This window comes from Pseudomonas sp. MF6747, from assembly GCF_963890955.1.
Lineage (GTDB): Bacteria > Pseudomonadota > Gammaproteobacteria > Pseudomonadales > Pseudomonadaceae > Aquipseudomonas.
Window position 1 is genome coordinate 156,673 of sequence record NZ_CAWPSZ010000006.1, and the last position, 20,325, is coordinate 176,997.

Sequence of the window (20,325 nt, forward strand, 5' to 3'; positions counted from 1 at the left end):
CCATGCACATTTCCCCACTGCGCAAGGCGGCGGTGCGCCTGGCCTGCCTGCACGCTGATGATCGTCAATGGATCCTGGCCAATCTCGCGGCTGACGAACGCCGAAAAATCGACGCACTGCTGGGGGAAATCCACGAGTTGGGGCTGGCCAGCGAGCCCTCGGTGTTGGCTGGCTTGATCAACGAACTGGCCGCCCAGCCCCAAGCCCAGGCCAGTGCCCACAGCCAGGGTGTACATGCGCGCTTGCTCCAGGCCGACCACCCGTTTTGGGCCGGCCTGGCTTTGCAATTGGAAACGCCTGCGCAGCGGCGCGACGCGTTGAGCACCTTGGCCAATAGTGCATCCATCAGGCGCTGGGACGCGGCGTTTGCCAAGTACACCTTGCCGCCGGCTCTGGTCACCAGCTTGCGTGGTTATCTGGAGCGCTCGGGAGGCACGGATGAGCACTAAGGCGCCCGGGCAAACCACGGTGCTGCGCCAGCCTGAGCAGGGCAACGGTGGGCGGCGTCTGCCGGTGGGTAGCAACGTGGCTCCCACGCCACCGGCACCAGCACTGGACGTTCTGCGCGTGACCTTTGCGCAGGAACTGGCCGAGTTGCATCAGCAAGCCCATGCGCAAGGCTTGGCTCAAGCGCGCGAGGCATTCGCCAAGCAGGCCGCTGCGGAACTGGCACAGCAGCAGCAGGCCTGGCTCAAGCAAGAAGCGGCGTTGCGCGAGGCCTTGGCGTCACAACGAGCGCAACTGGTGGAACTGGCCAGCCAGCTGGAGCAGCAACGCGTGCAAATGACGGCCTCGATGACCCCGGTGATTGGCCGGTTGGCATTGGCAGTGGTCGTGCGTCTGTTGGGCCAGCATGCACCCAGCCGCTCGCTGGTGGCGGACATGGCCGGGCAAGCGATTGAAGCGTACCAATTGCAGACGCCGCTGCGCATTCGCGTGGCGGCTGCCGACTACGCCACGCTACAGGCGCGCATGCCGGCTGATCCGCTGCTGGCGCTGTTTCAATCCGACCCGGCAGCCACGCCGGGCAGTTGCCTGATCGACCACGGCATAGGCCAACTGGACGCGAGTCTGGACACCCAGCTGGCAGCCCTTAAAGCGCTATTGGCCGCCGACACCGGAGGTGACGCCCATGTGGCAGGCGTATGAGCAGCAACAACTCGCGCAGCTGGCGCGGGCCACGCTGTGTCGGCGTGTGGGGCGCTTGATTTCAATCCAGGGCTTGGTGCTGCAAGCGACCGGGTTGGAAGTGAAACTGGGCGAGCTGGTGGACATAGTGCCGGCTGCCGAGGGCGCTGCGCTGGTAGCTGAAGTGGTTGGCTTACGCCGTGAATGTGTGTTGCTCATGCCCTATGGGCCGGTGGACGGGCTGTGCCTGGCGAGTGAAGTGGTCGCGCGTGGCGAGGCTTATCGGGTGCCGGTCGGGCAGGGCTTGCTGGGGCGCGTACTGGACGCCACGTGCCGGCCTTTGGACGATAAACCCGCGCCGGTGGGCCTGGTGCTGATGCCGCGGTTTGTCACGCCGATCAACCCGTTGCACCGCTCGCCGATTAGCCAGGTGTTGGTCACCGGCGTCAAGGCAGTCGATGTGTTTATGCCACTGGGGCGTGGGCAACGCGTGGGCATTTTTGCGGGGAGTGGCGTGGGTAAAAGCACCTTGCTGGGGATGATGAGCCAGTACGCCGACGCTGAGGTGATTGTCATCGCCCTGATTGGTGAGCGTGGCCGTGAAGTGGGTGATTTCATTCGCGAGAGCCTTGGCTCCGAGGGGTTGAAAAGGGCGGTGGTGATTGCCGCCGCCGCTGAACAACCTGCCGTGCTGCGACGTCAGGCGGCCTACACGGCGACCACCATCGCCGAGTGGTTCCGCGCCCAGGGCCAGCACGTATTGTTGATCATGGACTCGATCACCCGTTTTGCCCTGGCGCAGCGTGAAATTGGTTTGGCCACCGGCGAACCGATGGGCAGTCGCGGCTACACGCCCTCGGTATTCGCGCTGCTGCCGCCGTTGATGGAGCGCGCCGGTGGGCTAAATGGCCAAGGTTCGATTACCGGCGTCTATACCGTGCTGGTGGAAGGTGACGATATGAATGAGCCAGTGGCCGACAATATGCGCGCAATTCTCGACGGGCATATTGTCTTGAGTCGCAGCATCGCCGCTCGCGAGCATTGGCCGGCAATCGATGTGCTGCACAGCGTCAGCCGCCTCGCCAATGCCTTGCGCACCGACACGCAAAAAGCCCAGGTCGAGTCGCTGCGTGCGGGGCTGGGGGCGTACCAGAACAGTGCGGACCTGATTGAGTTGGGCGCCTATGAAAAGGGCTCCAGCCCCGTGCTGGACACCATGATCAGGATGAAGCCGCAGTTCGATGAGCTGCTCCAACAGCGCTCGAGCGAGTCCGTACCCATGGCAGACGCCTGGAACACCGTGGGGCGTTTGGCGCAGCAACTGACCACCGGAACCGCCTATGCAGGGTGAACAGCATGCAGGATGAACAGCGCAAGCTGCGGCAACTGGCCGCCGCGACGCGCTTGCGGGCGTTGCAGCGCGAAAAAGTTGCATTAAGTCACGCCGCCTGTTTACGCGAAGTGGGTGCGGCCGAACGTCTGTTGGAAGCAGAACAGCAGCGCTATGGGCAACTGCAATCGGCGTTTGCACAACAAGGCCGCCCAGGTGCGGTGTTGGATCCGGCGCAATACGAGCAGCGCCTGCTGGCCCAGTCACACAGTTTTACCTCTTTGCAGGCGCGGGTGCAGGCCTTGGACGCAGTGCAGCAAGAGGAGCGCGCATGCCGAGCGCTGTTAGGGCGCCGCACGCTGGAAGTGCAGGTGACTGAAAAGGCCTTCAACGCGGTGCTGCGCGACGTGCAGCAGTCCCTGAGGGCTCAGGAATTCATCGACATCTTTGATGCGCAGCAGGCGCAGGGAGCGGGGCATGGGGCTTAACGTGGGAGTGTCGCTGTGGGTTGCGCCGCCGGATGCGCAGGCGCCAGTGCCGCGTGACAATCCTCCCAAGGGGCAGACGTTCGCGCAAAGGGCGGGAGTTGAGCCGCAGGCGGCCAGGGCGGAGCAAGCGTTGCTCACCACCGATGAGTCTTCGGCTCGCACGGCGGACCTGCTTGGCACCCAGCGCCTGCTGCAGACGAGTGTGGAGGCGCCTGAGCGCGGCGTGCTGTCGCTCTATGGTCTGGGGCTTCACGCCGGAAACCATTTGTCGTATGTGCCGTCAGCTTTTGCGGCGACGACACTCGCTGAACGCTGGACACCTGTGGCGGGCAACGCCCCCGCGCTGTATCAAACCGCAGGTCGCATGCAGATCCAAACGCCGCTGCCCTCAGTTGATGGCAACAATGCCCCTGAACGTACCGCCTTGCGGGTTGCCAGTGATGAGTTGGCTGAGGGCAACCCTGAGCTTCCTGGTAGTGCGCAGGTGTCGGCCTACCTGATGCGCAAGTGGCCCGAGCGGCATCTGCATGTGCTGCCACGCGGTAAAGGCATCGAGGTGATCATCCGCGACTACCACCTGGGCCAGGAGGAACAGCAGGCCCTGGTGCAAGACCTGACGCGCCAGGCGCTGTGCCCGCAAAGCATCTGGATCAATGGCCGGCCCGTGTGGCAGGCCCCCTCTCTCTCGCGGCATTCAACAGGCGACGCCCATGGCCATTGAAGCGATTGGCAATGAACTGAGTACCACCACTTCGGAGTTGGCGCAGAGCCGCCTGGGGCAGGAGGACTTCATCAAGCTGTTCCTCACCGAGTTGACCTTCCAGGACCCTCTGGAGCCGATCAACAACCGGGAATTTCTGGCGCAGATGGCGCAGTTCGCCAACCTTGAGCAAACCCGCGTCACCAATGAAAACACCAACAACCTGGTGTCCATGAGCGCCACGTCACAGTCGCTTGGGCTGCTGGGGCGTCAGGTGGAAATCAACATGACCACCGGCGGCAGCGTCATCGGCGCGGTATCGGCGATTGCGTTTTCCTCGACGGGACCGGTGCTCTCGATCAAAAAAGCCGACGGCTCCGTGTTGACGGACGTGCGTATATCGCAAATCAAACTGGTCAGGCAGGGGGCATGATGCTGCAAGCTTTCTATAACGGAATGAGTGGCCTGTTTTCCTTTTCTAAGGGGTTGGACAACGTTTCCAATAACGTCTCCAACATGAACACCCCTGGGTACCGCGGTAGCGACACGTTTTACCGCAGCGTCAACGGCCAGAACGGGCAGAGTTTCGGCGCCGGTATCGCCGGTACCGAGGTGCGGATCAAACCCGGCGAAAACCGCCAGACCGGCAACAACACCAACGTGGCCGTCAACGGTGCAGGTTACTTCGTGCTGCGCGACGCGCACGGTGAACTGTCCTACACCCGCGCCGGGCAGTTCCAGGTGGACCAGGACGGCTATCTGGTAGACACCGTGACCCAGCTGAAAGTGGCCGGCATCGACTCGGCGGGCAACCTGCGCGATATCAACATCAAGGGCCAGCGCACCTTGCCGCCCCAGGCGACGACGCGCATCGAAATGGTCGGCGCCTTGGCGCGCAGCGGCCCTACGGACTCCACACACCAGATCAATTCGATCCAGGTGTTTGATGCGACGGGTGCCAGCCACACCCTGAGCGTCAAGTTCGAGCCGCAAGCCACACCGCCCAATAGTTGGAAAGTCAGCGTATCCGAGGCCAGTGGTGCGTTGCTGCAAAGCGGCACCATTGCCTTCGGCCCCGACGGCAGCCCTGTGGCAGGCTCCAATACACTCAACTTCACCCTCACGGCCAACGGCGCGGCCCAGAGTATTCAGCTGGATTTTGGTACGCCCGGCAGTTTCAACCTGGCCTCACAGGTGGCCAGCGGTCCGAGCCATACCCTGGGCGCGCGGGTGGTCGACGGCAGTGCGATTGCGGGGTTGAGCAGTTACGCCTTCGATGAAAAAGGCGTGGTGCAATTTACGTATGCCAACGGTGAGAAGCGCAGCGGCGACCAGTTGGCCCTGGCCGATTTTGCCGACGAGACCGCGCTGATTGCAGGCGCCAACTCGCAGTACAAAACGCCGTCCACCCTGCGTGCCGAGTTTGGCCGGGCAGGGCAGGCGCAGTTCGGACGCATCCAGGGCGGTTACCTTGAGTTGTCCAACGTCGACCTGGCGCAGGAGTTCGGTGACATCCTCATTATCCAGCGCGGTTATCAGGCCAGTTCCCGGGTCATGACGGTCTCCAACGAGATGCTGGAGCAACTCTACAACGGCACTCGGGGTGGTTAATCGATGAGAGCGTTGGGGGTTGTGGGTAAGCGTCGCTGGCACGAGGCGGCGCAAAAACTGCCAGCGGCGGTGCAGGCATGGCGCGAGCAATGGTGCTTGAACCCAGTGGCAAAACCCTGGGTGGTCGAATGCCTGGCGCTTGTCGAGGCAGATGACCCGGCGCGTGCACAAGGCTTGGAGTGGTTCAAGGCCGATGCCGCAGGCGCAGGGGTGTATGTGGCAGGCAACTGGGTGTCGTTGGTGTTTGGTGCGTTCGCCCAGGAGTTGCCCGCAGGCGAGACCGCGAATTATTTGCTGCACGAAGCCCGGCAAGCGCTGGTCAACGGCGTATTGGCGTCCATCGGCCACGTGCCCTCCACAGGGTTGGTCGCGACCGCTGCACATGCGCTGGGCAAACCGCTCAGCAGCGACATAGTAGTGCGTGTGCGTGTCGAGTCGTTTTGGGCTTATGTGGTGCTGGACGCTGCGTTGTTGAACAGCGCGCTGGGGCCGCACGAGGTGAAACCGCCGCTGTTTGCCCGTGAGCAAGCGTTGGGCAATGCCAAGGTCAGGCTTTCGCTGCAGTTACCGCTGGCCTGCCTGTCTATTGGTGAGATGAACGACCTGCAGCCGGGAGACACCTTGCGCGCCCAGGCCCTGCTTTCCCAAGCCCTGCAATTGCGGGTGGGCCAGAGGGTAGTGGCGTCGGGGTATCTGGCCCGGCAGCAGGACCATCTCGCCGTACAACTGATTTCCGGCCAATAGCCCAAGGAGTTTACGCATGACAGTGACAGTCGATTCAATCGAGTTGGAAGAGGCAAAAAGCGTCGCCAATGAAGGCATGCCAACGCTGATCAAGCGGGATATGAACCTGATCAAGCACGTGGTGGTGGAACTGGTGGTTGAACTGGGCAATGCGTCGATGAGTGTCGACGAACTGTTTGCGCTCAAAAGTGGCGATATCGTCAAGCTGTTGCAGCAAGTACATGAACCCGCGTCGTTGTGCCTGGATGGCAAGGCCGTGGCGCGCGGCAATCTGGTGGCGGTCGACGATAATTTTGGCATTCAGTTGACGCACATACTGTGACCACGCCAATCACTAGCCAGCCTTTAGGGCTGCCGCTGCGCCAGGACGACCCGCTGTCGTTTGTGCTCATGATCAAGGTGCTGTTGGTCACGGCGTTGTTATTGGCCATCGTGTACGTGGTCATGCGTTGGTACTCCAAGCGCCAGGCCCCAGGCAATGCCAGTGTTGCCTGCGCGCCATTGAACTGCACCCGCGCGTTGCGGCTGTCGAGCAAAACCAAGGTCTACCTGCTGAGCGCCGAGGGCGCCCAGGTATTGGTCACGGAGTCCTCCAACGGGGCAACAGTGACCGTGCTTGGCCAATCGGCCTCTGCACCCGCTGCGGATGTTCAATCGTGAAGGGCCGCGGCCTGGCGCTCGTGCTTCTGGGGTTATTGCCTCTGAAGGCGCTGGCTGTCGATGACTTTTCTGAGTGGGGCAGCCTGCACATCAATCAGATCCAGTCGCCGACCAGTATTGTGGTACTGCTGACGGCACTCTCGTTTGTGCCCTTTATGGTGATTGCCCTCACGACCTTCACGCGAAATATCGTGGTGCTGTCACTGACGCGCCAGGCGCTTGGCCTGCAGCAAACACCACCCAACATTGTGTTGATCGTGCTGTCGATGTTTCTGACTTTGTTTGCCATGGCGCCGACCCTGGAAAAAACCTACGACGTGGGTGTGCGTCCGTTTCTGGCCAGCAAGCTGGGGTTGGAGGGCGCCGCGCAGCAGGGCTGGGTGCCGATTCGTGATTTTATGGTGCGCCAGACCCAAGAATCGGATCTGCGGCTGGTCTACGAGCTGGCCAAGGCGCCGCTGCCCACAAGCCCGGATGGCCTGTCTCCAGTCAAACTGGTGCCGGCCTTCATGCTCAGCGAGCTGAAGGTGGCCTTTCAGATTGGCTTCATGATTTTTCTGCCTTTTCTGATCATTGACTTGGTGGTGGCGTCCATCCTGATGTCCCTTGGCATGATCATGGTGCCGCCTATCACCATTTCACTGCCGCTGAAAATCATGTTGTTCCTGCTCATCGATGGTTGGGGATTGATCGCCCAGACGTTGATGCGTGGTTTGGGTTAGCCAGAGTCGACCCACTCCATGGAACCGGAAAAAGATGCTGACAAAACCGATGAACTTTCGCTCTGGCAGGCTTGGCTGAGCGAAAAATCCAGCGATGCCCGCAGCCATCTGTTTTTCTTTTACGGGCAGTGGTTGCGCATGATTACGCGCTTGCTTTACGTGCGATATCCCCACCCGCTCGCCGAATGGCACGACTACGTTAATCTGGCGTCTATCGGCTTGCTGCAAGCCATCGACCGATTTAACCCGATATTGAAGACCCGCTTTCAGGCCTATGCCGAACCCTATGTGAAAGGCAGCGTACTCAAAGGCCTGGCGTGTTACGTACGTGATAGCCGAAAAATGTACCAGGACCGTCTTGTGAGCCTGTCTGGTAGTGAGGACGAAGACGCGAGCGATCTGGAGCGCGTTGCCAACGTAGCGATAGGATTGGCGTTTGGACTGTTCTTGGAGTCAGGCATCATTGATCATGAGCCTGAGGCCAGTAACCCTTTGAATGTGTATGAGGCGGAGCAAAACCATGACCACCTGAATGAATGCGTGAAACAGCTGCCGCCCAACGAACAGCGGGTAATCGTTGCTCATTACTATCAACACTTGAGCTTCACGGAGATCAGTGAGCTGATGGGCCTTTCAAAAGGAAGGATTTCACAGTTGCATGCTCAAGCGCTGAAACGTGTGCGGCAAAATCATGAGCATTTCATGAGCGGTGTCCGGTGGTAGGCATAAATGGCGCTGGCCTTGAGAGCCTCCCTGGCCAGCGCGCTGTACATCGTCAGGCGGTAGGTCTGACCCGGAAGGCCAGGAACACCGGACCGGCCGGGAAGGTGCTGACTTCCAGCTCATCCAGCGGGTTAAGCGTGCGCGTCCGGCCTCCAGCGTTGCTGTAGATCGTATGGCTGCTCGATGTTGCGATGTTGATCCTGCCGGCGGCTGCCTGGATCAGAGTGACCTTGAAACCCTCAACCACATCGTCACCCAGCGTAAGTGTGACGTCAGTGTTGCTGATGACGAGAATCGACTTACCTGAATCCGCCATGGTCAAGGGCCTGCTGGCCGTGATCGACACATTGGTGTGCACATGACCGCCGGCGTGGTAAGTGACCATCCTGGGGTCGGCGAAGACACGGGCGAAAGCGGCGACATAGTTGACACTGGTGCGCATGTCATCGAATTGCTCCACCACGAAGGTACCGACGCTACCGGAGACTTCAGAGCCAGGATCCAGTACCCATTTGCGTCCGATCATCAGCCCGATCTGGGTGTTGTCGCGTACACCTGCACGCATCTCTTCCAGAAACAGCGCACTGATCTGACCTCCACCTTTGCCCTGTGCATAGGTAAACCGTGCAATTGAGTGGCTGTCACCTGTCGGATTGGCCAGCGACGTATCGACCTTGTAATCGACAAAATCTGCCGAGACGACGGTGCTCGTGGTGTTGAGGTTGGGTAACCAAGAGAAATCCAGGACCCGTCCTGTTTTGACCTGCTCCAGTGAGGTGGTGGGTTGCGAAGTTGTGGTAGATCCTGAGTGCTTCAAATCATCGTTCATAATACTCATCCTTAAGTAAAATTCGTGCTTGAGTGCGGGTCGAAATAACCCTAGGCATATGACTGCCGTCATACAGCCACTTCACTACAGCGTAACGTCGCTTCATTTGATTCGGATCGAATGCGACTTCAGCGGCCATTACAGGTAGTGACTGTATGTATATACAGTGTTCGTGGTTTGTCGTCACTCTTTTTTCGAGGGGCTGCTGGAGATTCAGGTTTGATGTTCAGCGCTCCGATAAAGCCCGAGATGGATTTGGTCACCAATTCGGCAGACTTAAATGCCAACCATTGCTCGGCTACGTACGCGAAGGTGCGCTCTTCATTGAGCAACTGCGCCTCGATCTTGGCGGTCTTGGCCTTGAGCGGAGCGGTGTGGTTAGCCACGTCGCGGCGTGCACCGCGGGCAATGTCGCGCGCCTCCTTGAGACCAATGTGGGGGTAAGCGCCGATGGAAAATCGATTTTCCTTGCCATGCAGCCGGTACTTCAATCGCCAAACCTTTGAAGGGGATTTGCCGGCCTTGCTCGACGCCCTTACCTCCAAGTAGAGGCCAGGGACTTCGCCGTCGGCGTGCTTACCGGGTTCGGCCAAGGTGCGGATGAAAGCATCGCTGAGTTTTCGTCCGAAAACAGCAGCACTAGCGGTTGCGATCGGTGGGGGCATAATTTTTTAAAACCAAAATTTTCCCCCCAAGCACCCTGGAATCCATTGGATTTAGACGGATGGCAGTGGACTAAAGCTCGTGGTAACCAACTGTTAATAAAAGTTTTTTGGACCGTTGTGGAATTCAGTTACAAGCTATCGGGGTCGCCAAAAAACATTTTGACTTGGCTCTAGAGCACTGCTTTCAAGCAGCAAAATTTCAGATATGCCCCCGGTTTTGCCCCAATTCGTGTGGCGTATATGAGCGTTCACGAATGACGCGCTGACGATATCGAGGCCGTACGGGGTGGTCTTCAATGTACTTTCGCGCGGGGATGGCCGGTAGCCGGACTGCCTCTACGGCAGTTGCCGACAGGGCTACGTTCACCCTCCAGCATGCGGAGTGCTTTTTAGGTCAGTGGCAACGCCGGGTCCACCTTGAGGCGTCACGCGCAACCGGGAATCTTGCCCACTGCTAACCGGTAAATCTGTCAGCAGGGTGGCCATGCGCGTGGCTAATTTGAACGAAAAGCGCCGAAGCTCAGGGACGGCGGTGGCTTCCCAATACTGCGCCTTGAGCATGGGCCCCACATAGCTAAGCCAAGGTATCGGTTGATGCAGCTGATCCAACACGCGCAATTGCTCGTCCACAAGTATCCCGAAGCCACACGGGGCGGCGCTAAGAAGCCCTTGCTCCAGCAAGTTGTTGACCAAGGGGGTATCGACTCGCCGGATGTCAAGGTTGGGGCCGGTGCAATTGATGATGCTGCTGACCTTGAGCGATTCAGTTGCCTGACCGCTGCGCCGTTTAAAGTCCACAATCAAGCTTTTGCCCAGCAGCGCCACATTGCTCAACCTGCCGGCATGAACGGCCAGTTGTCCACTTTCCAGAAGACGTTGAAAATGTTCGAAAGTGGCGGGTGCCAAACGATGACGGTGGACGTCCCACCAAGGTTGGACATGTCGTAGAAATTGTCGCTGCTGCGGGGTATCCATCGCGCACCAGAGTTTTTGTACCCACGGACGCAAGCTGTCGACCACGGCTCGCCAATCGCCTCCTCTGCGCTGGTGTTCCTTGACCCGCTTGCGCAGTGTCGCCATCAGCTGTCGAGGTGAGCCTCGTCCCAGGTGCACAGGGGCGCTAAGGGGGGCAATGGCCTCCGGTGAGTGGCCCAGGGGCAAGAGCCCGCGCCGAGAGAGTAAATGGATTGGGCCGCTATGGCCTTTTTGAACCAGCTGCAGCGCCATGTCGACCGCTGTCAAGCCGGAGCCGATCAACAGCACCGCGGTGTCTGGATCGGACGCCAGACATAGGGGAGGATTCCAGGGATCATGCGCGTAGGTCTGCGGACGTAGGGTCTTGTTCAAGTTGCAGCAGTCGGCGGGAGGGAAGTTGCCAAAGGCGAGGACCACATGATCCGCCTCGAGGGTACACCCATCCGACAGCTTGAGCCGGGCGCCGTCGCCGCAGGGTTGCACCTGTATGACCTCCGCGACAATCCGTGACAACTGCACGCCAGGATTTAATCGTTCAGCGCGGTTGAGGACATCGTTCAAGTAGTTGCCATACAGGCTGCGACTGACGTACGAGGTAGACTCGACGTTGAGATGCCGGCTTTTGCAGAACCTCAAAAAGTCTTCGGAATCATCATCCAGCGCACTCATTTTTCCAACGTTGGCGTTCAATAGGTGGAGAGGGCTGTTGGTGCCGTAGGCCAGCCCTCGCGCCATGGCCCGCGTGCGATTGACCAATATTATGCGCAGTTTGGTACCTGCGCTGCGCAGAATCTGTGCCGCAGTGGCCACACCGCTGAAGCCAGCACCAACGATAACCAGCGTCTTCATAATGGTTGCCCCGTGATGAACGTAACGGTCAATTCCAGAACCGACGGTTGTGCAGGAATGCTTCGATGGTGTGCGCGGCCTGCTCGACAGAGGTCGTTGCGCTATCGATCAAGATGTCGGGGGATAGAGGCCGTTCATAGGGGGAGTCGATACCGGTGAAATTCTTGATCAGGCCCTTACGCGCCTTGGCATACAACCCTTTGGGGTCGCGTCGCTCCAGGACTGCCAGCGGCGCATCAATGAATATTTCGATGAAATCGTCGGGGGCGAAGAGCGCTCTGGCCATGCGACGCTCTTGTTCGAACGGTGAGATCAGGCACACCAAGGTGATCACGCCCCCATCCACCATCAGTCTGCCCACCTCAGCGGTGCGCCTGATGTTTTCCTTGCGATCTTCATCGGCAAAGCCCAGGTCGGCGGTCAGGCCCTGACGAAGCCGGTCACCGTCTAACAGGCACGTATGCAGTTGACGCTCGTGCAGGTTGGCCTGGACCCGGTTTGCGATGCACGACTTGCCTGCGCCGGACATGCCGGTGAACCACAACAGGAGCGAACGGTGGCCCTTCAAATCGGAATGCTCCTGACGCCCGATCTCGAAGGGGTGGGAGACCAGGTCCGAATGCACCGGGACGGTTGGCGGTAGTGCCAGCGAAGAAGGCATGAGGTATCTCCGTGGAGCTTGTGTGGGTCAGAACTCGACGACGGCGCGATAACGCACTTGGTTGTTGCGCAGTGCATCCAGGGCCTGGTTGATTCCTGTCGCCGGGAATGTTTCGACCAGGGGCCAGACACGGTGCACGCTGGCAAACGCCAGCATCTGCAGCATGTCGTGGCGCCCGCCAACGTTGGCGGTGGAGACCGTCAGAGTTTTGTAGGTCATCGCCGCGATATCTAGGGTGACGGGGTTGGGCATGCCTGCAAAGCACAGGGTGCCGCGCGGGCGCAGCAAGGCGATGGCGCTCTCCCAGTCCTGATCGTTGGAAGCCGTCACCAACAGGAAGTCCAAGGTGTTTGCCTGGGCTTTCAGCGTGTCCGGATCCAGGGTGTAGAAGTGGCTAGCGCCCAATTCCATGGCTTGGGATTTCTTGTCTTCGGAGCTAGACAGCGCGGTCACGGTGCACCCGAACTTGGCGGCGAACTGAATGGCCAGGTGACCCAGCCCCCCGATGCCCAGCACGCCGACCTGCATGTCCGGACGAGTGCCACGCAGCAGTGCGGTGAACACCGTCTGTCCCGCGCAAAACAATGGTGCCGCCATGGCCGAGGGCATGGCATCGGGGATGGGGAATACGAACCGTGCGTCGCAGGTCAAAAAGTCCGCGAAACCTCCTCGGTGCCCATCGCTGCAGGTAGGCACCACCTTTGGGCAATGCTGCTCTTCACCCTTTAGGCACCACTCGCATGCGAGGCATGCCCCCTTGTACCAGCCGACACCAACCCGTTGCCCCGGGACGAGCCCCGTTACCGAGGCCCCGCTGCGGACTACTTTTCCGACCACCTCATGACCACACACCTGCGGGTATTGAGAGGCTTCTCCCCAGTTTCCTTCGATCAAATGCAGGTCGCTCGTGCAGGCGCCGCAATGGGTGACCCGGATCTCGACTTCATTGGGGCCCGGATCCGGGCGGGGGTACGTAAAGGGCTCCAATGGCGAGCCTGGGCTATGGGCCGCCCATCCGGTGGTAGTCTGTGTCATGGGGTCTCTCCTGTGTGCAGGTTGAGTGCCGTGAGGTACTGCTGCGTCCATTCGGCATCGATCACCGGGCATTTCAGCTGCGCGATTTGCAACGGGGCCGGATGACTGAAGTGTTTGAAGTCTTCGATGATCATTGGAAGGATCAGCAACGTGCGTTGCAGCACTGCGTTGCCGGGTGCCTGGGCTTCGAGTCTGACGCGCCATTGTGCGAGGGGGAGTGCGGTGAACCGGTCCGTCCCCAAGAGTGTCTGGACCCAACTGCAGATCTGTTCCCAGCGGGTGCTCTCTGGGTTGTAAAGGTGGTGGATTGACGTCGAGTGGGTCGTCGATTCGCCGAGGGCACAGTGCACGAAGATCCGTGCGACATGATCCACCGGCGTGAGATTCAGCGACCAGTCGCTTTCCGCCGGCCAGGCCTTGAGGGCAAGACAGCTACGAATCATCAGTCCGACATAGTCGTCGGGGTTGATGCGGTCGCAGGCATTGGCCCGGATGGGGGCGCTGATGTCCCCGCATCTCAGGATGTCCAGATCTATGCCGGTCTGCTCACGGAACCTTGTCGCCACGCTTTCGGCAACCAGCTTGGCACGGTTGTAGCCGGTGGTCGGGACCTTTTCAGGCAAGGTCGAGGCGATGACAACGCCAGCACCGCCCATGGCAGCCAGACGCAGCACTTCCAGGACTCCGCCTACGTTAGTCTCGGCCAGGCGTTCATAACGCTTGAGCCAGTTGACCTCGGCACCGCAATGAATGATGCAGTCGACCTCCGAAGACAAGCGACGGTAATCCTCGGGCGACAGGCCTAGCCCGGGCTGGCTCAGGTTCGCAACCACAGCCTCCACTGGTCCAAGATCCGCAACCCGTTGCTGTGCGTGGGCCGTGTCTTCGGCCCGCACCAGGCACAGAATGCGTTCCACCCCCGCGGCCTGTTGCAGCTGACGCACGATCATCCGTCCCAGGTACCCCGTGGCCCCTGTAACCAGTATTGTCCGCCGTGCCTCGCGTGGAGGCACATGCGAAACAGGCGCTTGCAGCCTGGACAGGTAACGCTCGGTTTCGGTTTCGACAGAGAAGGGGACCTCCAGGACGGGCTCGCCTTGAAGTTCAAGCGCGATCAGCTGCGTAATGCCCGCCAGGGTAGCGTCGCGGGTGACATCGGCAACGGATAGCTCGAAACGGAAAGTCCGGTTGATCAGGTTTATCAATTCCAACAGCAACAGGCTGCCGCCCATGTCGAGGAAGTCACTGTCGGGGCCCAGAGTCACACCCTGAAGGTTCAGGCAATCGCCCCATAAGGCTGCGACCCGAGATTGCAGGGGCGTGAGTGGCGGTTCGTCATCCGGCAGAGGAACCAGAGGCAGTTGCAGCAGTATGTTCGCACTCAGGCGCTTCTGACTGGCGCCGGCCGGGATCGATGGGGTCAGGAAATAGGCCACCGGAACGCTGAAGGCCGGCAAGTGCTGACTCGCCCATTGCCGCAGCGTGTTGGCATGGGGTGGGTGCTCGGCATCCGCTGGAGCGACAAAGGCTACCAGTTGCAGGTCCAGCCCGCGGCCGCGCGTGGTGACTAAGGCCATGTGTACTTCGGGATGAGCAACCAGGATGCGTTCCACATCGGTGCTGAATACCTTGAACCCGCGCAATTTTAGATGCGTGCTGCTGCGGCCCAGCAGGTGGATATTTCCGCTTTCGCTGAGTCGCACCCTATCACCGGTGCGCAGCAGCTGCGGGGCCAGGTCCGACCGTGTCGGCGCCAGCGGGTTGGATACGAAGGCCGACTGGTCGGCCGTATCGTCCTTCAGATAACCCGGCGTGAGTCCCTGGGTGTACACGTAGAGTTCGCCAGGGCTGCCCAGGCGAACGCACTGTAGTGTCGAGTCCAGCACGAAGGCTTCGGTGCCGGGGGTGAAGTGCAGGCGGCCTTCCGGGCCGACCAGGGCAACGTCCCCGGCTTCGTTTGAGCCATACAGATCGAGCACCTGGCAGTCGGGCAGGCAATGCCTGAGCTGTTCGCGAATTGCGTCAGGTAGCGGCTCGCCGCTCAGCCACAGGGTATGCACGTTCGCAAACGCCTGCTGGAATGCCTGTTCGTTTTGCAGCAGGCCTGCCACCAGACTAGGGGTGATCATCAATTGAGAGAGACGACTGTCCTGGATAAAACTTGTGAGGGCGTGGGGATCCAGCACCATGGCGTCCGGAATCAAGCAGGCCACCGCGCCGCTGAAGATGGGGTAGTAGACATAGCCGGTCATCCAGGCATTGAGGCCGATGCGATCACCGCGGCGGATATGCTGACGCCAGAAGGCGAGTGAATCGAGGCGACCGTGTTCGCCAATTGTGACGACCTTTGCCATACCCGTCGTACCCGAGGTCAGCAAGCCATAGGCCACATCACCGAATGGCTGCGGCCGAAGCTCTGGTACAGCGTCGCAGCGCTCCGGCAGGTGGTCCAGCAGCAGCGTGCGATAACGACCTGCCAGGGATTGGAGAGTAAGCGTATCGCCCACCACGACCACTGGATCGAGTTTCGCCAGGACGTTCGCGGTCGCGTCGGTGCCGTACCATTGCGGGATGTCCAGGTAAGGCCAGCGCAGCAGGCTGCAGGCGGTCATGGTCACCAGCGTGCGCAGGTCTTTGTCCAGGCGGATAGCCACCCACCCGCCGTGCGGGCAACTGTGCAAAAGCCGCTCAGCCAGCGTGCACGCCTGGGCATTCAGATCGCGGGCGCTCAGGCTTCGTTGAGGGCTTGCTGCGACCGTGCTGTCCGGGGCATCGCGCAGCAACTGACGCAGCTGCATGTGCCAGGACGGCGTTGTTGTGTGGGCTGGGGCGTCAGGACGCTGGGTCCTGATCTGCAGCTCGCGACTGTATTGAGCTGCCGCCCGCTGGTACTGGGCAATCCGTGGGCCGACTTCATCCATCGCCGGGTTATCTCGATCAACAATGATCAGCTTGACCTCGGTGTGGCGTGCCTGCGGGCTGTCGGGGCAGATCAGGCACAGCTGGCGATGACTCAGACGGCGCACGAACTCAAGCGACACCGGGTCACCAGAGGTCGTCAGCGTCACTAGGGGCAGGTCCTGCAACTGCTCGATTTCGCGGATGATTGCGTCGAAATGGCAGGCTGCGGGGCTGCTCCATAGCCAAACGGCGTAGTCGCCAGGCAATTGCGCTGCCCATTGCAACGCACGCAGGTGCTGCTGCCTCGTCGATGCCAGTAACAGCACGCGCAGATGTGCCTCCGCCGGTTCATGAAGGCAGGCAAGGTGATCCTTCGTGGGGGGCACGCGTTGCCAGGCGGCTGCCAGATGGAAAAAGTTGTAGAGGGGTTGCTTGTTCCGAGCCGTACATTCGACGGCATCCGGAAACGTGATTTCGGGATGCGCGACGTGGGCGAAACCGCAGGAGCGCTCGGCATCGTCATGCCAGCCTTGGAAAAATTGCCATTGTTCGACCTTTTCCGGTGCCCAACTCAACAGGCGAGGCGAAAAGTCGATACCGGCGAAATCACAAAAGCGCGCCAGAGTGCCTCGCGTATCCCCCATCAGGTCCTCATCACTGTCCAGGTAGAGCACCTGACTGGCATCACACTGTTCGAGCACCCGCTCATGGATACGAGCCAGCTCATCGAAGCCGGATTCATCCGCATCGAAATAGGTGGTGCCACCGCTCTGGCTGACGCGATACAGCGAGCGCATCACATCCCGCGGCTGGCGTACCAGGAACACATGCCTGAATTGCACCAGCCACGTGCTATCAATCGAGTCGAAGTCGACGAAGTAAGCAATTTCCTTGGAGAATTGCAAGCGGTGCGGTCGTGCTGGACGTTCGCCGAGCAACGCCATCGCCTCGGCGTAACCGGGAATGCCGGGCGGCCCGTTATTGATCCGGCGGGTGCGCTCAATCAGCGCATGTTTTTCGGGAAAATGCCTGGCCAGAAAAGGCTCGGAGAGCCTTTCGTGCAACACCCTGACGTCCGGATGCTGCATCACGGCCCGCTCGAAAGCGGTAGAGCGGCTGCGGGAAACCGCCCACAGAATCACATTGGGCAGGGAATCAGATGACGTCAGCATAAACAGCTCCTTGTTAAGGCCTGTGCATGTGAAGCGTTCAGCGCGTGGCGGTGGGCTTTTTCAGCAGGATGAAGCCTGAAATCAGGATAAGGGCCAGACCGGCCGCGGTCCGGCCATTGAGCACTTCATTGAACAGCAACGCCCCCCAGGCAATCGCGAAGATCAGGTAGGTGTAATCGAATGCGCCGATGATCGAGGTCTCGCCGATTTGATAGGCCCGGGCGATGCCGGTACTGACCAATACCATTAGAATCGCCAGCACGACCATCACGCCCCAGTCGCTGATCGCCATTGGCGACCAGCCGCCCACCAGAAATCGCAGGCCCTCGTTGGCCGGCAGGTGAGGGCCGGTCTGTGCGACGACAATGCTGCCGACCACCCCCATCAACAACAGGACGATGTTCAGCGCCAGGGCCAGGTGCATCGGCACCTCATTGGCGCACTTGCCCTTGGTCACGACCGCGGCGAGGGCATAGAAAATCGCAGCAAGCACGGGCAGCAGCGTCCATAGGTTGAAATCAGCCTGACTGGGCGCGAGCGTGACCAGCACCCCGGCGAACCCCACTAGAATGGCCACCCATTTTCGCGGTGTGACATGCTCGTCCAAGGTGACAGCAGAGAACAAAGCGATAAACAAAGGTGTCGTATAGATTGCCAATGCCGCTATGGTCAGGCTGATGAAGGGCAGGGCACTGTAAAAGGCGATCCACATCAGGGCGAGCAGCAGGCTTCTTGTCCCTATCCACAAGGGGGAAAGCGGCCGTTGCTGCGTTGTGCCGCGGCGGTACATCAACAAGGCGACGAGCATGCCGATGGCCAGGATCGAGCGAATCACGTAGAGCTGCCACATCGATGTCTCGGCGCTGGTGGCCTTGATAAGAGCGTCTGACACTGACAACAGGAACACCGAACCTACGACGATGAGGATGCTTTGTCGGTTTTCAGCGGCGGTAACGGTTGTGGTTGCAGACATGATGGATCCTGATGTGATCGACCTGGAGGATTCTGGTTGAGCTCGTATTGCATTTAAAGTGACTTATGGTTACGCAGGAGGAATGAAAATTATGGATAACTTCAAACGCTCACTGCCCCCACTTTCCAGCCTGGTTCCCTTTGAAGCCGCGGCGCGTCTGGAAAGTTTTTCCAAAGCCTCGGATGAGTTGCATCTCACCCAGGCTGCAATCAGTAAACAGATACGATCCCTGGAAGAATTCCTTGGCGTCGCGTTATTTACGCGTAGAAATCGCGCCGTATTTCTGACCGAGGCGGGCGCCGAGTTTCGCGACGCGGTGCGCACGGCGTTCCTGGGCATTGCTTCACGCGCCGAAGACCTGAAGTCAGGACGAGACAACAGTGAAATTGTCCTGGAGGTTCAATTGTGCGAAGCCTTTTACTGGTTGATGCCCAATATCACGCATTTGCACAGGAAGTACCCTGACCTGGAAGTTCGCCTCAATGCATCCATCCAACCGATTACCGAAACAGCGGAAAAATTCGATATAGCCATCCAAACCTCGGGGCGCCCATCCGGTGATCACACACGGCTGTTGACCTTGAGTGATGACGTGTTTCCTGTGTGCAGTCCCGGCTACCTGGCCTCGTTGGGCGATCACCCACTGACCTTGCAAACCTTGGTGGATCTGCCTTTACTGCATCACGTTGCCACGCCTCAGTACTGGAGCACTTGGAGCGACTGGCTGGGGGAGTTTCACATCAGGCCCGGAGAACTCAAGGGTAAGTTCTATGACAGTTATCCGGTCATGATGCAGGCGTGTGTCGAAGGCCTGGGTTTTGCCCTTGGGTGGCGTCGGACCAGTGAAAAGATGCTCGCCAGTGGTGACCTGGTACGGCCTTTTTCCGAATCGATACACCTCCCTGAAGCCCTGAGCGTGTACAAGTGGCGTGATGAAACCCTCAGCCCGTCAGTTCGCCACGTGCTGGAATGGTTGAATTCATCGTTCGCAGACTGACGCCTCGTCGTCCGTGTACAGCAGTCCCAGTGCGGCCAGGGTCTTTTTCTGAATGTCGTGCACGGCATGTTCGCTGTTGGCCCCTAGTGCCGGGTCAACTATAAAGCGACCTTGTTGGTAGCCGTCGCTGTTCAGGCCGCGCTGCACACTGGCGCACAAGGGGATATCTTCTTCACGGATCACGGCGACGAAGTCGATGACCTCCTGTTCTTCCCGGGAGGGAGTTGCTGCCGTGCAAAACCATTCAACCACCTGCAGTGTCTTGTCCACGCTGACCGGCAGGTGATGCAACACATTCATGTACCCTCCTGGATAGACCTCCAGGCAAAAGTTCGGCCACAGGTACCAGGCGCCGAATTCGCGCGATCGGGCCGAGTCTTGCTTCATCGTATAGCCCTGGTTGACGCCACTATCGCTGCTGATATGTGCGTGATAATGCTCGTGGATCGCCAGGTGATAACTCTTCAGGTCGAGGGTTGCCGTCGAGAGCGTGGGATGGCACATCGGGCAGTGGTAACACTCCGAGTAATTTTCCACAGAGACCTTCCAGTTGGACTGCACGCCGTATTCCTTGGAATAGGCGTGAAACAGCTTTTCCGGGGCTGGCGAGAAGGTTCGGATCGATGCGTCGAGCCCAGGCAGCAGGACCTGCATGGGCTGCGCATTCCAGTCGAAGTTGATGAAGATGAAACCGCAGAACACCTCCAGGCGTACCGGGTTGAGTTGAATCTGATCCGTGCTGAAGTCCTTGATGTGCTCGGATTTACGCGCGCTGATCAACTGTCCTCGGGTGTTGTAGGCCCAGGCATGATACGGGCAGGTCAATAACCCGGGCACATGGCCGCTGCCCTCGACCAGTCGATGCGCACGATGCTGGCAGACATTATGAAAGGCCTGCAGTGTACCGTCCTTGTCACGGACCACCAGCGCACTTCGCCGACCGAGGTCACGCACTCGGTAGTCACCCGCGTTGGGCAGTGCGGAGGTGTGGCAGACGTATTGCCAGGTACGTGCAAACACCGCTTCCATTTCCCGGTCGAATAACTGGTTGTCGATGTAATGCTCGTTAGGCAAGGTAAAAGAAGCAAAAGGGTCGATGTCGAACCCGCGGGCCAGGTGCAACGCGGAAGGGACGCTGGTCATGGAACCTCCATGGATCAGT

20 protein-coding genes and 2 pseudogenes are annotated in these 20,325 nt (G+C 59.7%); 13 read left to right on the top strand and 9 right to left on the bottom strand.

The window, feature by feature from the left end; genetic code table 11:
* Positions 1 to 2 precede the first annotated feature (2 nt).
* From AACW30_RS08130 to AACW30_RS08185, 12 genes are read left to right on the top strand one after another with little or no spacing between them, the layout of a single operon-like run.
* On the top strand, positions 3 to 449 hold the full coding sequence (locus AACW30_RS08130) for a hypothetical protein (protein ID WP_200624698.1): 447 nt from the start codon (positions 3 to 5) through the stop codon (positions 447 to 449).
* Complete coding sequence (locus tag AACW30_RS08135; protein WP_200624699.1) at positions 439 to 1,149, top strand: FliH/SctL family protein; 711 nt, start codon at positions 439 to 441, stop codon at positions 1,147 to 1,149. Before AACW30_RS08130 ends, AACW30_RS08135 begins: the two co-directional genes overlap by 11 nt.
* The gene (locus tag AACW30_RS08140) at positions 1,133 to 2,479 is read left to right on the top strand and encodes a FliI/YscN family ATPase (RefSeq protein WP_200624700.1); all 1,347 of its coding nucleotides are present in this window, start codon (positions 1,133 to 1,135) and stop codon (positions 2,477 to 2,479) included. The genes AACW30_RS08135 and AACW30_RS08140 overlap by 17 nt, the downstream gene beginning before the upstream one ends.
* 5 nt (positions 2,480 to 2,484) lie before the next feature.
* The gene (locus AACW30_RS08145) at positions 2,485 to 2,946 is read left to right on the top strand and encodes a hypothetical protein (RefSeq protein WP_200624701.1); all 462 of its coding nucleotides are present in this window, start codon (positions 2,485 to 2,487) and stop codon (positions 2,944 to 2,946) included.
* Positions 2,936 to 3,667 (top strand): hypothetical protein, encoded by a 732-nt coding sequence (locus AACW30_RS08150; protein WP_200624702.1) that lies wholly within the window; start codon positions 2,936 to 2,938, stop codon positions 3,665 to 3,667. The genes AACW30_RS08145 and AACW30_RS08150 overlap by 11 nt, the downstream gene beginning before the upstream one ends.
* On the top strand, positions 3,657 to 4,079 hold the full coding sequence (locus tag AACW30_RS08155) for a flagellar hook assembly protein FlgD (protein WP_200624703.1): 423 nt from the start codon (positions 3,657 to 3,659) through the stop codon (positions 4,077 to 4,079). Before AACW30_RS08150 ends, AACW30_RS08155 begins: the two co-directional genes overlap by 11 nt.
* Complete coding sequence (flgF, locus tag AACW30_RS08160) at positions 4,076 to 5,257, top strand: flagellar basal-body rod protein FlgF (RefSeq protein WP_200624704.1); 1,182 nt, start codon at positions 4,076 to 4,078, stop codon at positions 5,255 to 5,257. The genes AACW30_RS08155 and flgF overlap by 4 nt, the downstream gene beginning before the upstream one ends.
* A 3-nt stretch (positions 5,258 to 5,260) precedes the next feature.
* Positions 5,261 to 6,001 (top strand): FliM/FliN family flagellar motor switch protein, encoded by a 741-nt coding sequence (locus AACW30_RS08165; protein ID WP_200624705.1) that lies wholly within the window; start codon positions 5,261 to 5,263, stop codon positions 5,999 to 6,001.
* Between the two features lie 16 nt (positions 6,002 to 6,017).
* The gene (locus AACW30_RS08170; RefSeq protein ID WP_200624706.1) at positions 6,018 to 6,323 is read left to right on the top strand and encodes a FliM/FliN family flagellar motor switch protein; all 306 of its coding nucleotides are present in this window, start codon (positions 6,018 to 6,020) and stop codon (positions 6,321 to 6,323) included.
* A complete protein-coding gene (locus AACW30_RS08175) occupies positions 6,320 to 6,661 on the top strand; it encodes a hypothetical protein (RefSeq protein WP_325167571.1) in 342 nt (113 codons plus the stop codon). The genes AACW30_RS08170 and AACW30_RS08175 overlap by 4 nt, the downstream gene beginning before the upstream one ends.
* A complete protein-coding gene (gene fliP / locus AACW30_RS08180; protein ID WP_442793521.1) occupies positions 6,658 to 7,383 on the top strand; it encodes a flagellar type III secretion system pore protein FliP in 726 nt (241 codons plus the stop codon). Before AACW30_RS08175 ends, fliP begins: the two co-directional genes overlap by 4 nt.
* Before the next feature lie 18 nt (positions 7,384 to 7,401).
* Positions 7,402 to 8,106, top strand: a complete 705-nt coding sequence (locus tag AACW30_RS08185; protein ID WP_200624707.1) for a sigma-70 family RNA polymerase sigma factor — start codon at positions 7,402 to 7,404, stop codon at positions 8,104 to 8,106.
* Positions 8,107 to 8,158: 52 nt separating this feature from the next.
* On the opposite strand, the gene AACW30_RS08190 is transcribed toward AACW30_RS08185, so the two are convergent.
* The 8 genes and pseudogenes from AACW30_RS08190 to AACW30_RS08220 all read right to left on the bottom strand — a co-directional run bounded on the left by AACW30_RS08190 (position 8,159) and on the right by AACW30_RS08220 (position 18,166).
* Complete coding sequence (locus AACW30_RS08190; RefSeq protein ID WP_234452641.1) at positions 8,159 to 8,935, bottom strand: hypothetical protein; 777 nt, start codon at positions 8,933 to 8,935, stop codon at positions 8,159 to 8,161.
* 224 nt (positions 8,936 to 9,159) lie between these two features.
* Positions 9,160 to 9,600 (bottom strand): annotated as a pseudogene (locus AACW30_RS08195) (Arm DNA-binding domain-containing protein); the annotation flags it as partial.
* A gap of 363 nt (positions 9,601 to 9,963) precedes the next feature.
* A complete protein-coding gene (locus AACW30_RS08200; protein WP_200624709.1) occupies positions 9,964 to 11,424 on the bottom strand; it encodes an FAD/NAD(P)-binding protein in 1,461 nt (486 codons plus the stop codon).
* Positions 11,425 to 11,452: 28 nt separating this feature from the next.
* Entirely contained in the window at positions 11,453 to 12,085 is a 633-nt protein-coding gene (cysC, locus tag AACW30_RS08205; protein ID WP_256680509.1) for an adenylyl-sulfate kinase, read from the bottom strand.
* Positions 12,086 to 12,112: 27 nt separating this feature from the next.
* Positions 12,113 to 12,649 (bottom strand): zinc-binding dehydrogenase, encoded by a 537-nt coding sequence (locus AACW30_RS08210; RefSeq protein WP_237266721.1) that lies wholly within the window; start codon positions 12,647 to 12,649, stop codon positions 12,113 to 12,115.
* 60 nt (positions 12,650 to 12,709) lie between these two features.
* A pseudogene (locus AACW30_RS31500) lies at positions 12,710 to 13,192 on the bottom strand (alcohol dehydrogenase catalytic domain-containing protein); the annotation flags it as partial.
* Entirely contained in the window at positions 13,117 to 17,193 is a 4,077-nt protein-coding gene (locus tag AACW30_RS08215) for an SDR family oxidoreductase (protein ID WP_200624710.1), read from the bottom strand. The pseudogene AACW30_RS31500 and the gene AACW30_RS08215, both read right to left, overlap by 76 nt.
* Before the next feature lie 37 nt (positions 17,194 to 17,230).
* On the bottom strand, positions 17,231 to 18,166 hold the full coding sequence (locus tag AACW30_RS08220) for a DMT family transporter (RefSeq protein WP_200624711.1): 936 nt from the start codon (positions 18,164 to 18,166) through the stop codon (positions 17,231 to 17,233).
* Positions 18,167 to 18,257: 91 nt separating this feature from the next.
* Here AACW30_RS08220 and AACW30_RS08225 point away from each other — a divergent pair, with 91 nt between their 5' ends.
* Positions 18,258 to 19,163 (top strand): LysR substrate-binding domain-containing protein, encoded by a 906-nt coding sequence (locus AACW30_RS08225; protein ID WP_119740615.1) that lies wholly within the window; start codon positions 18,258 to 18,260, stop codon positions 19,161 to 19,163.
* Here AACW30_RS08225 and AACW30_RS08230 read toward each other — a convergent pair.
* Positions 19,146 to 20,306, bottom strand: a complete 1,161-nt coding sequence (locus AACW30_RS08230; protein ID WP_200624712.1) for an aromatic ring-hydroxylating oxygenase subunit alpha — start codon at positions 20,304 to 20,306, stop codon at positions 19,146 to 19,148. The genes AACW30_RS08225 and AACW30_RS08230 overlap by 18 nt on opposite strands.
* Positions 20,307 to 20,325 lie beyond the last annotated feature (19 nt).

Excerpts from the sequence above, each read along its gene's own strand:
- AACW30_RS08155 (WP_200624703.1), top strand. The coding sequence starts at position 3,657 with ATGGCCATTGAAGCGATTGGCAATGAACTGAGTACCACCACTTCGGAG.
- AACW30_RS08225 (WP_119740615.1), top strand. The coding sequence starts at position 18,258 with ATGGATAACTTCAAACGCTCACTGCCCCCACTTTCCAGCCTGGTTCCC.
- AACW30_RS08135 (WP_200624699.1), top strand. The coding sequence starts at position 439 with ATGAGCACTAAGGCGCCCGGGCAAACCACGGTGCTGCGCCAGCCTGAG.
- AACW30_RS08145 (WP_200624701.1), top strand. The coding sequence starts at position 2,485 with ATGCAGGATGAACAGCGCAAGCTGCGGCAACTGGCCGCCGCGACGCGC.
- AACW30_RS08150 (WP_200624702.1), top strand. The coding sequence starts at position 2,936 with ATGGGGCTTAACGTGGGAGTGTCGCTGTGGGTTGCGCCGCCGGATGCG.
- AACW30_RS08170 (WP_200624706.1), top strand. The coding sequence starts at position 6,018 with ATGACAGTGACAGTCGATTCAATCGAGTTGGAAGAGGCAAAAAGCGTC.
- cysC (WP_256680509.1), bottom strand. The coding sequence starts at position 12,085 with ATGCCTTCTTCGCTGGCACTACCGCCAACCGTCCCGGTGCATTCGGAC.
- AACW30_RS08230 (WP_200624712.1), bottom strand. The coding sequence starts at position 20,306 with ATGACCAGCGTCCCTTCCGCGTTGCACCTGGCCCGCGGGTTCGACATC.
- AACW30_RS08220 (WP_200624711.1), bottom strand. The coding sequence starts at position 18,166 with ATGTCTGCAACCACAACCGTTACCGCCGCTGAAAACCGACAAAGCATC.
- AACW30_RS08215 (WP_200624710.1), bottom strand. The coding sequence starts at position 17,193 with ATGCTGACGTCATCTGATTCCCTGCCCAATGTGATTCTGTGGGCGGTT.
- flgF (WP_200624704.1), top strand. The coding sequence starts at position 4,076 with ATGATGCTGCAAGCTTTCTATAACGGAATGAGTGGCCTGTTTTCCTTT.
- AACW30_RS08185 (WP_200624707.1), top strand. The coding sequence starts at position 7,402 with ATGGAACCGGAAAAAGATGCTGACAAAACCGATGAACTTTCGCTCTGG.
- AACW30_RS08165 (WP_200624705.1), top strand. The coding sequence starts at position 5,261 with ATGAGAGCGTTGGGGGTTGTGGGTAAGCGTCGCTGGCACGAGGCGGCG.
- AACW30_RS08130 (WP_200624698.1), top strand. The coding sequence starts at position 3 with ATGCACATTTCCCCACTGCGCAAGGCGGCGGTGCGCCTGGCCTGCCTG.
- AACW30_RS08200 (WP_200624709.1), bottom strand. The coding sequence starts at position 11,424 with ATGAAGACGCTGGTTATCGTTGGTGCTGGCTTCAGCGGTGTGGCCACT.
- AACW30_RS08190 (WP_234452641.1), bottom strand. The coding sequence starts at position 8,935 with ATGAACGATGATTTGAAGCACTCAGGATCTACCACAACTTCGCAACCC.
- AACW30_RS08140 (WP_200624700.1), top strand. The coding sequence starts at position 1,133 with ATGTGGCAGGCGTATGAGCAGCAACAACTCGCGCAGCTGGCGCGGGCC.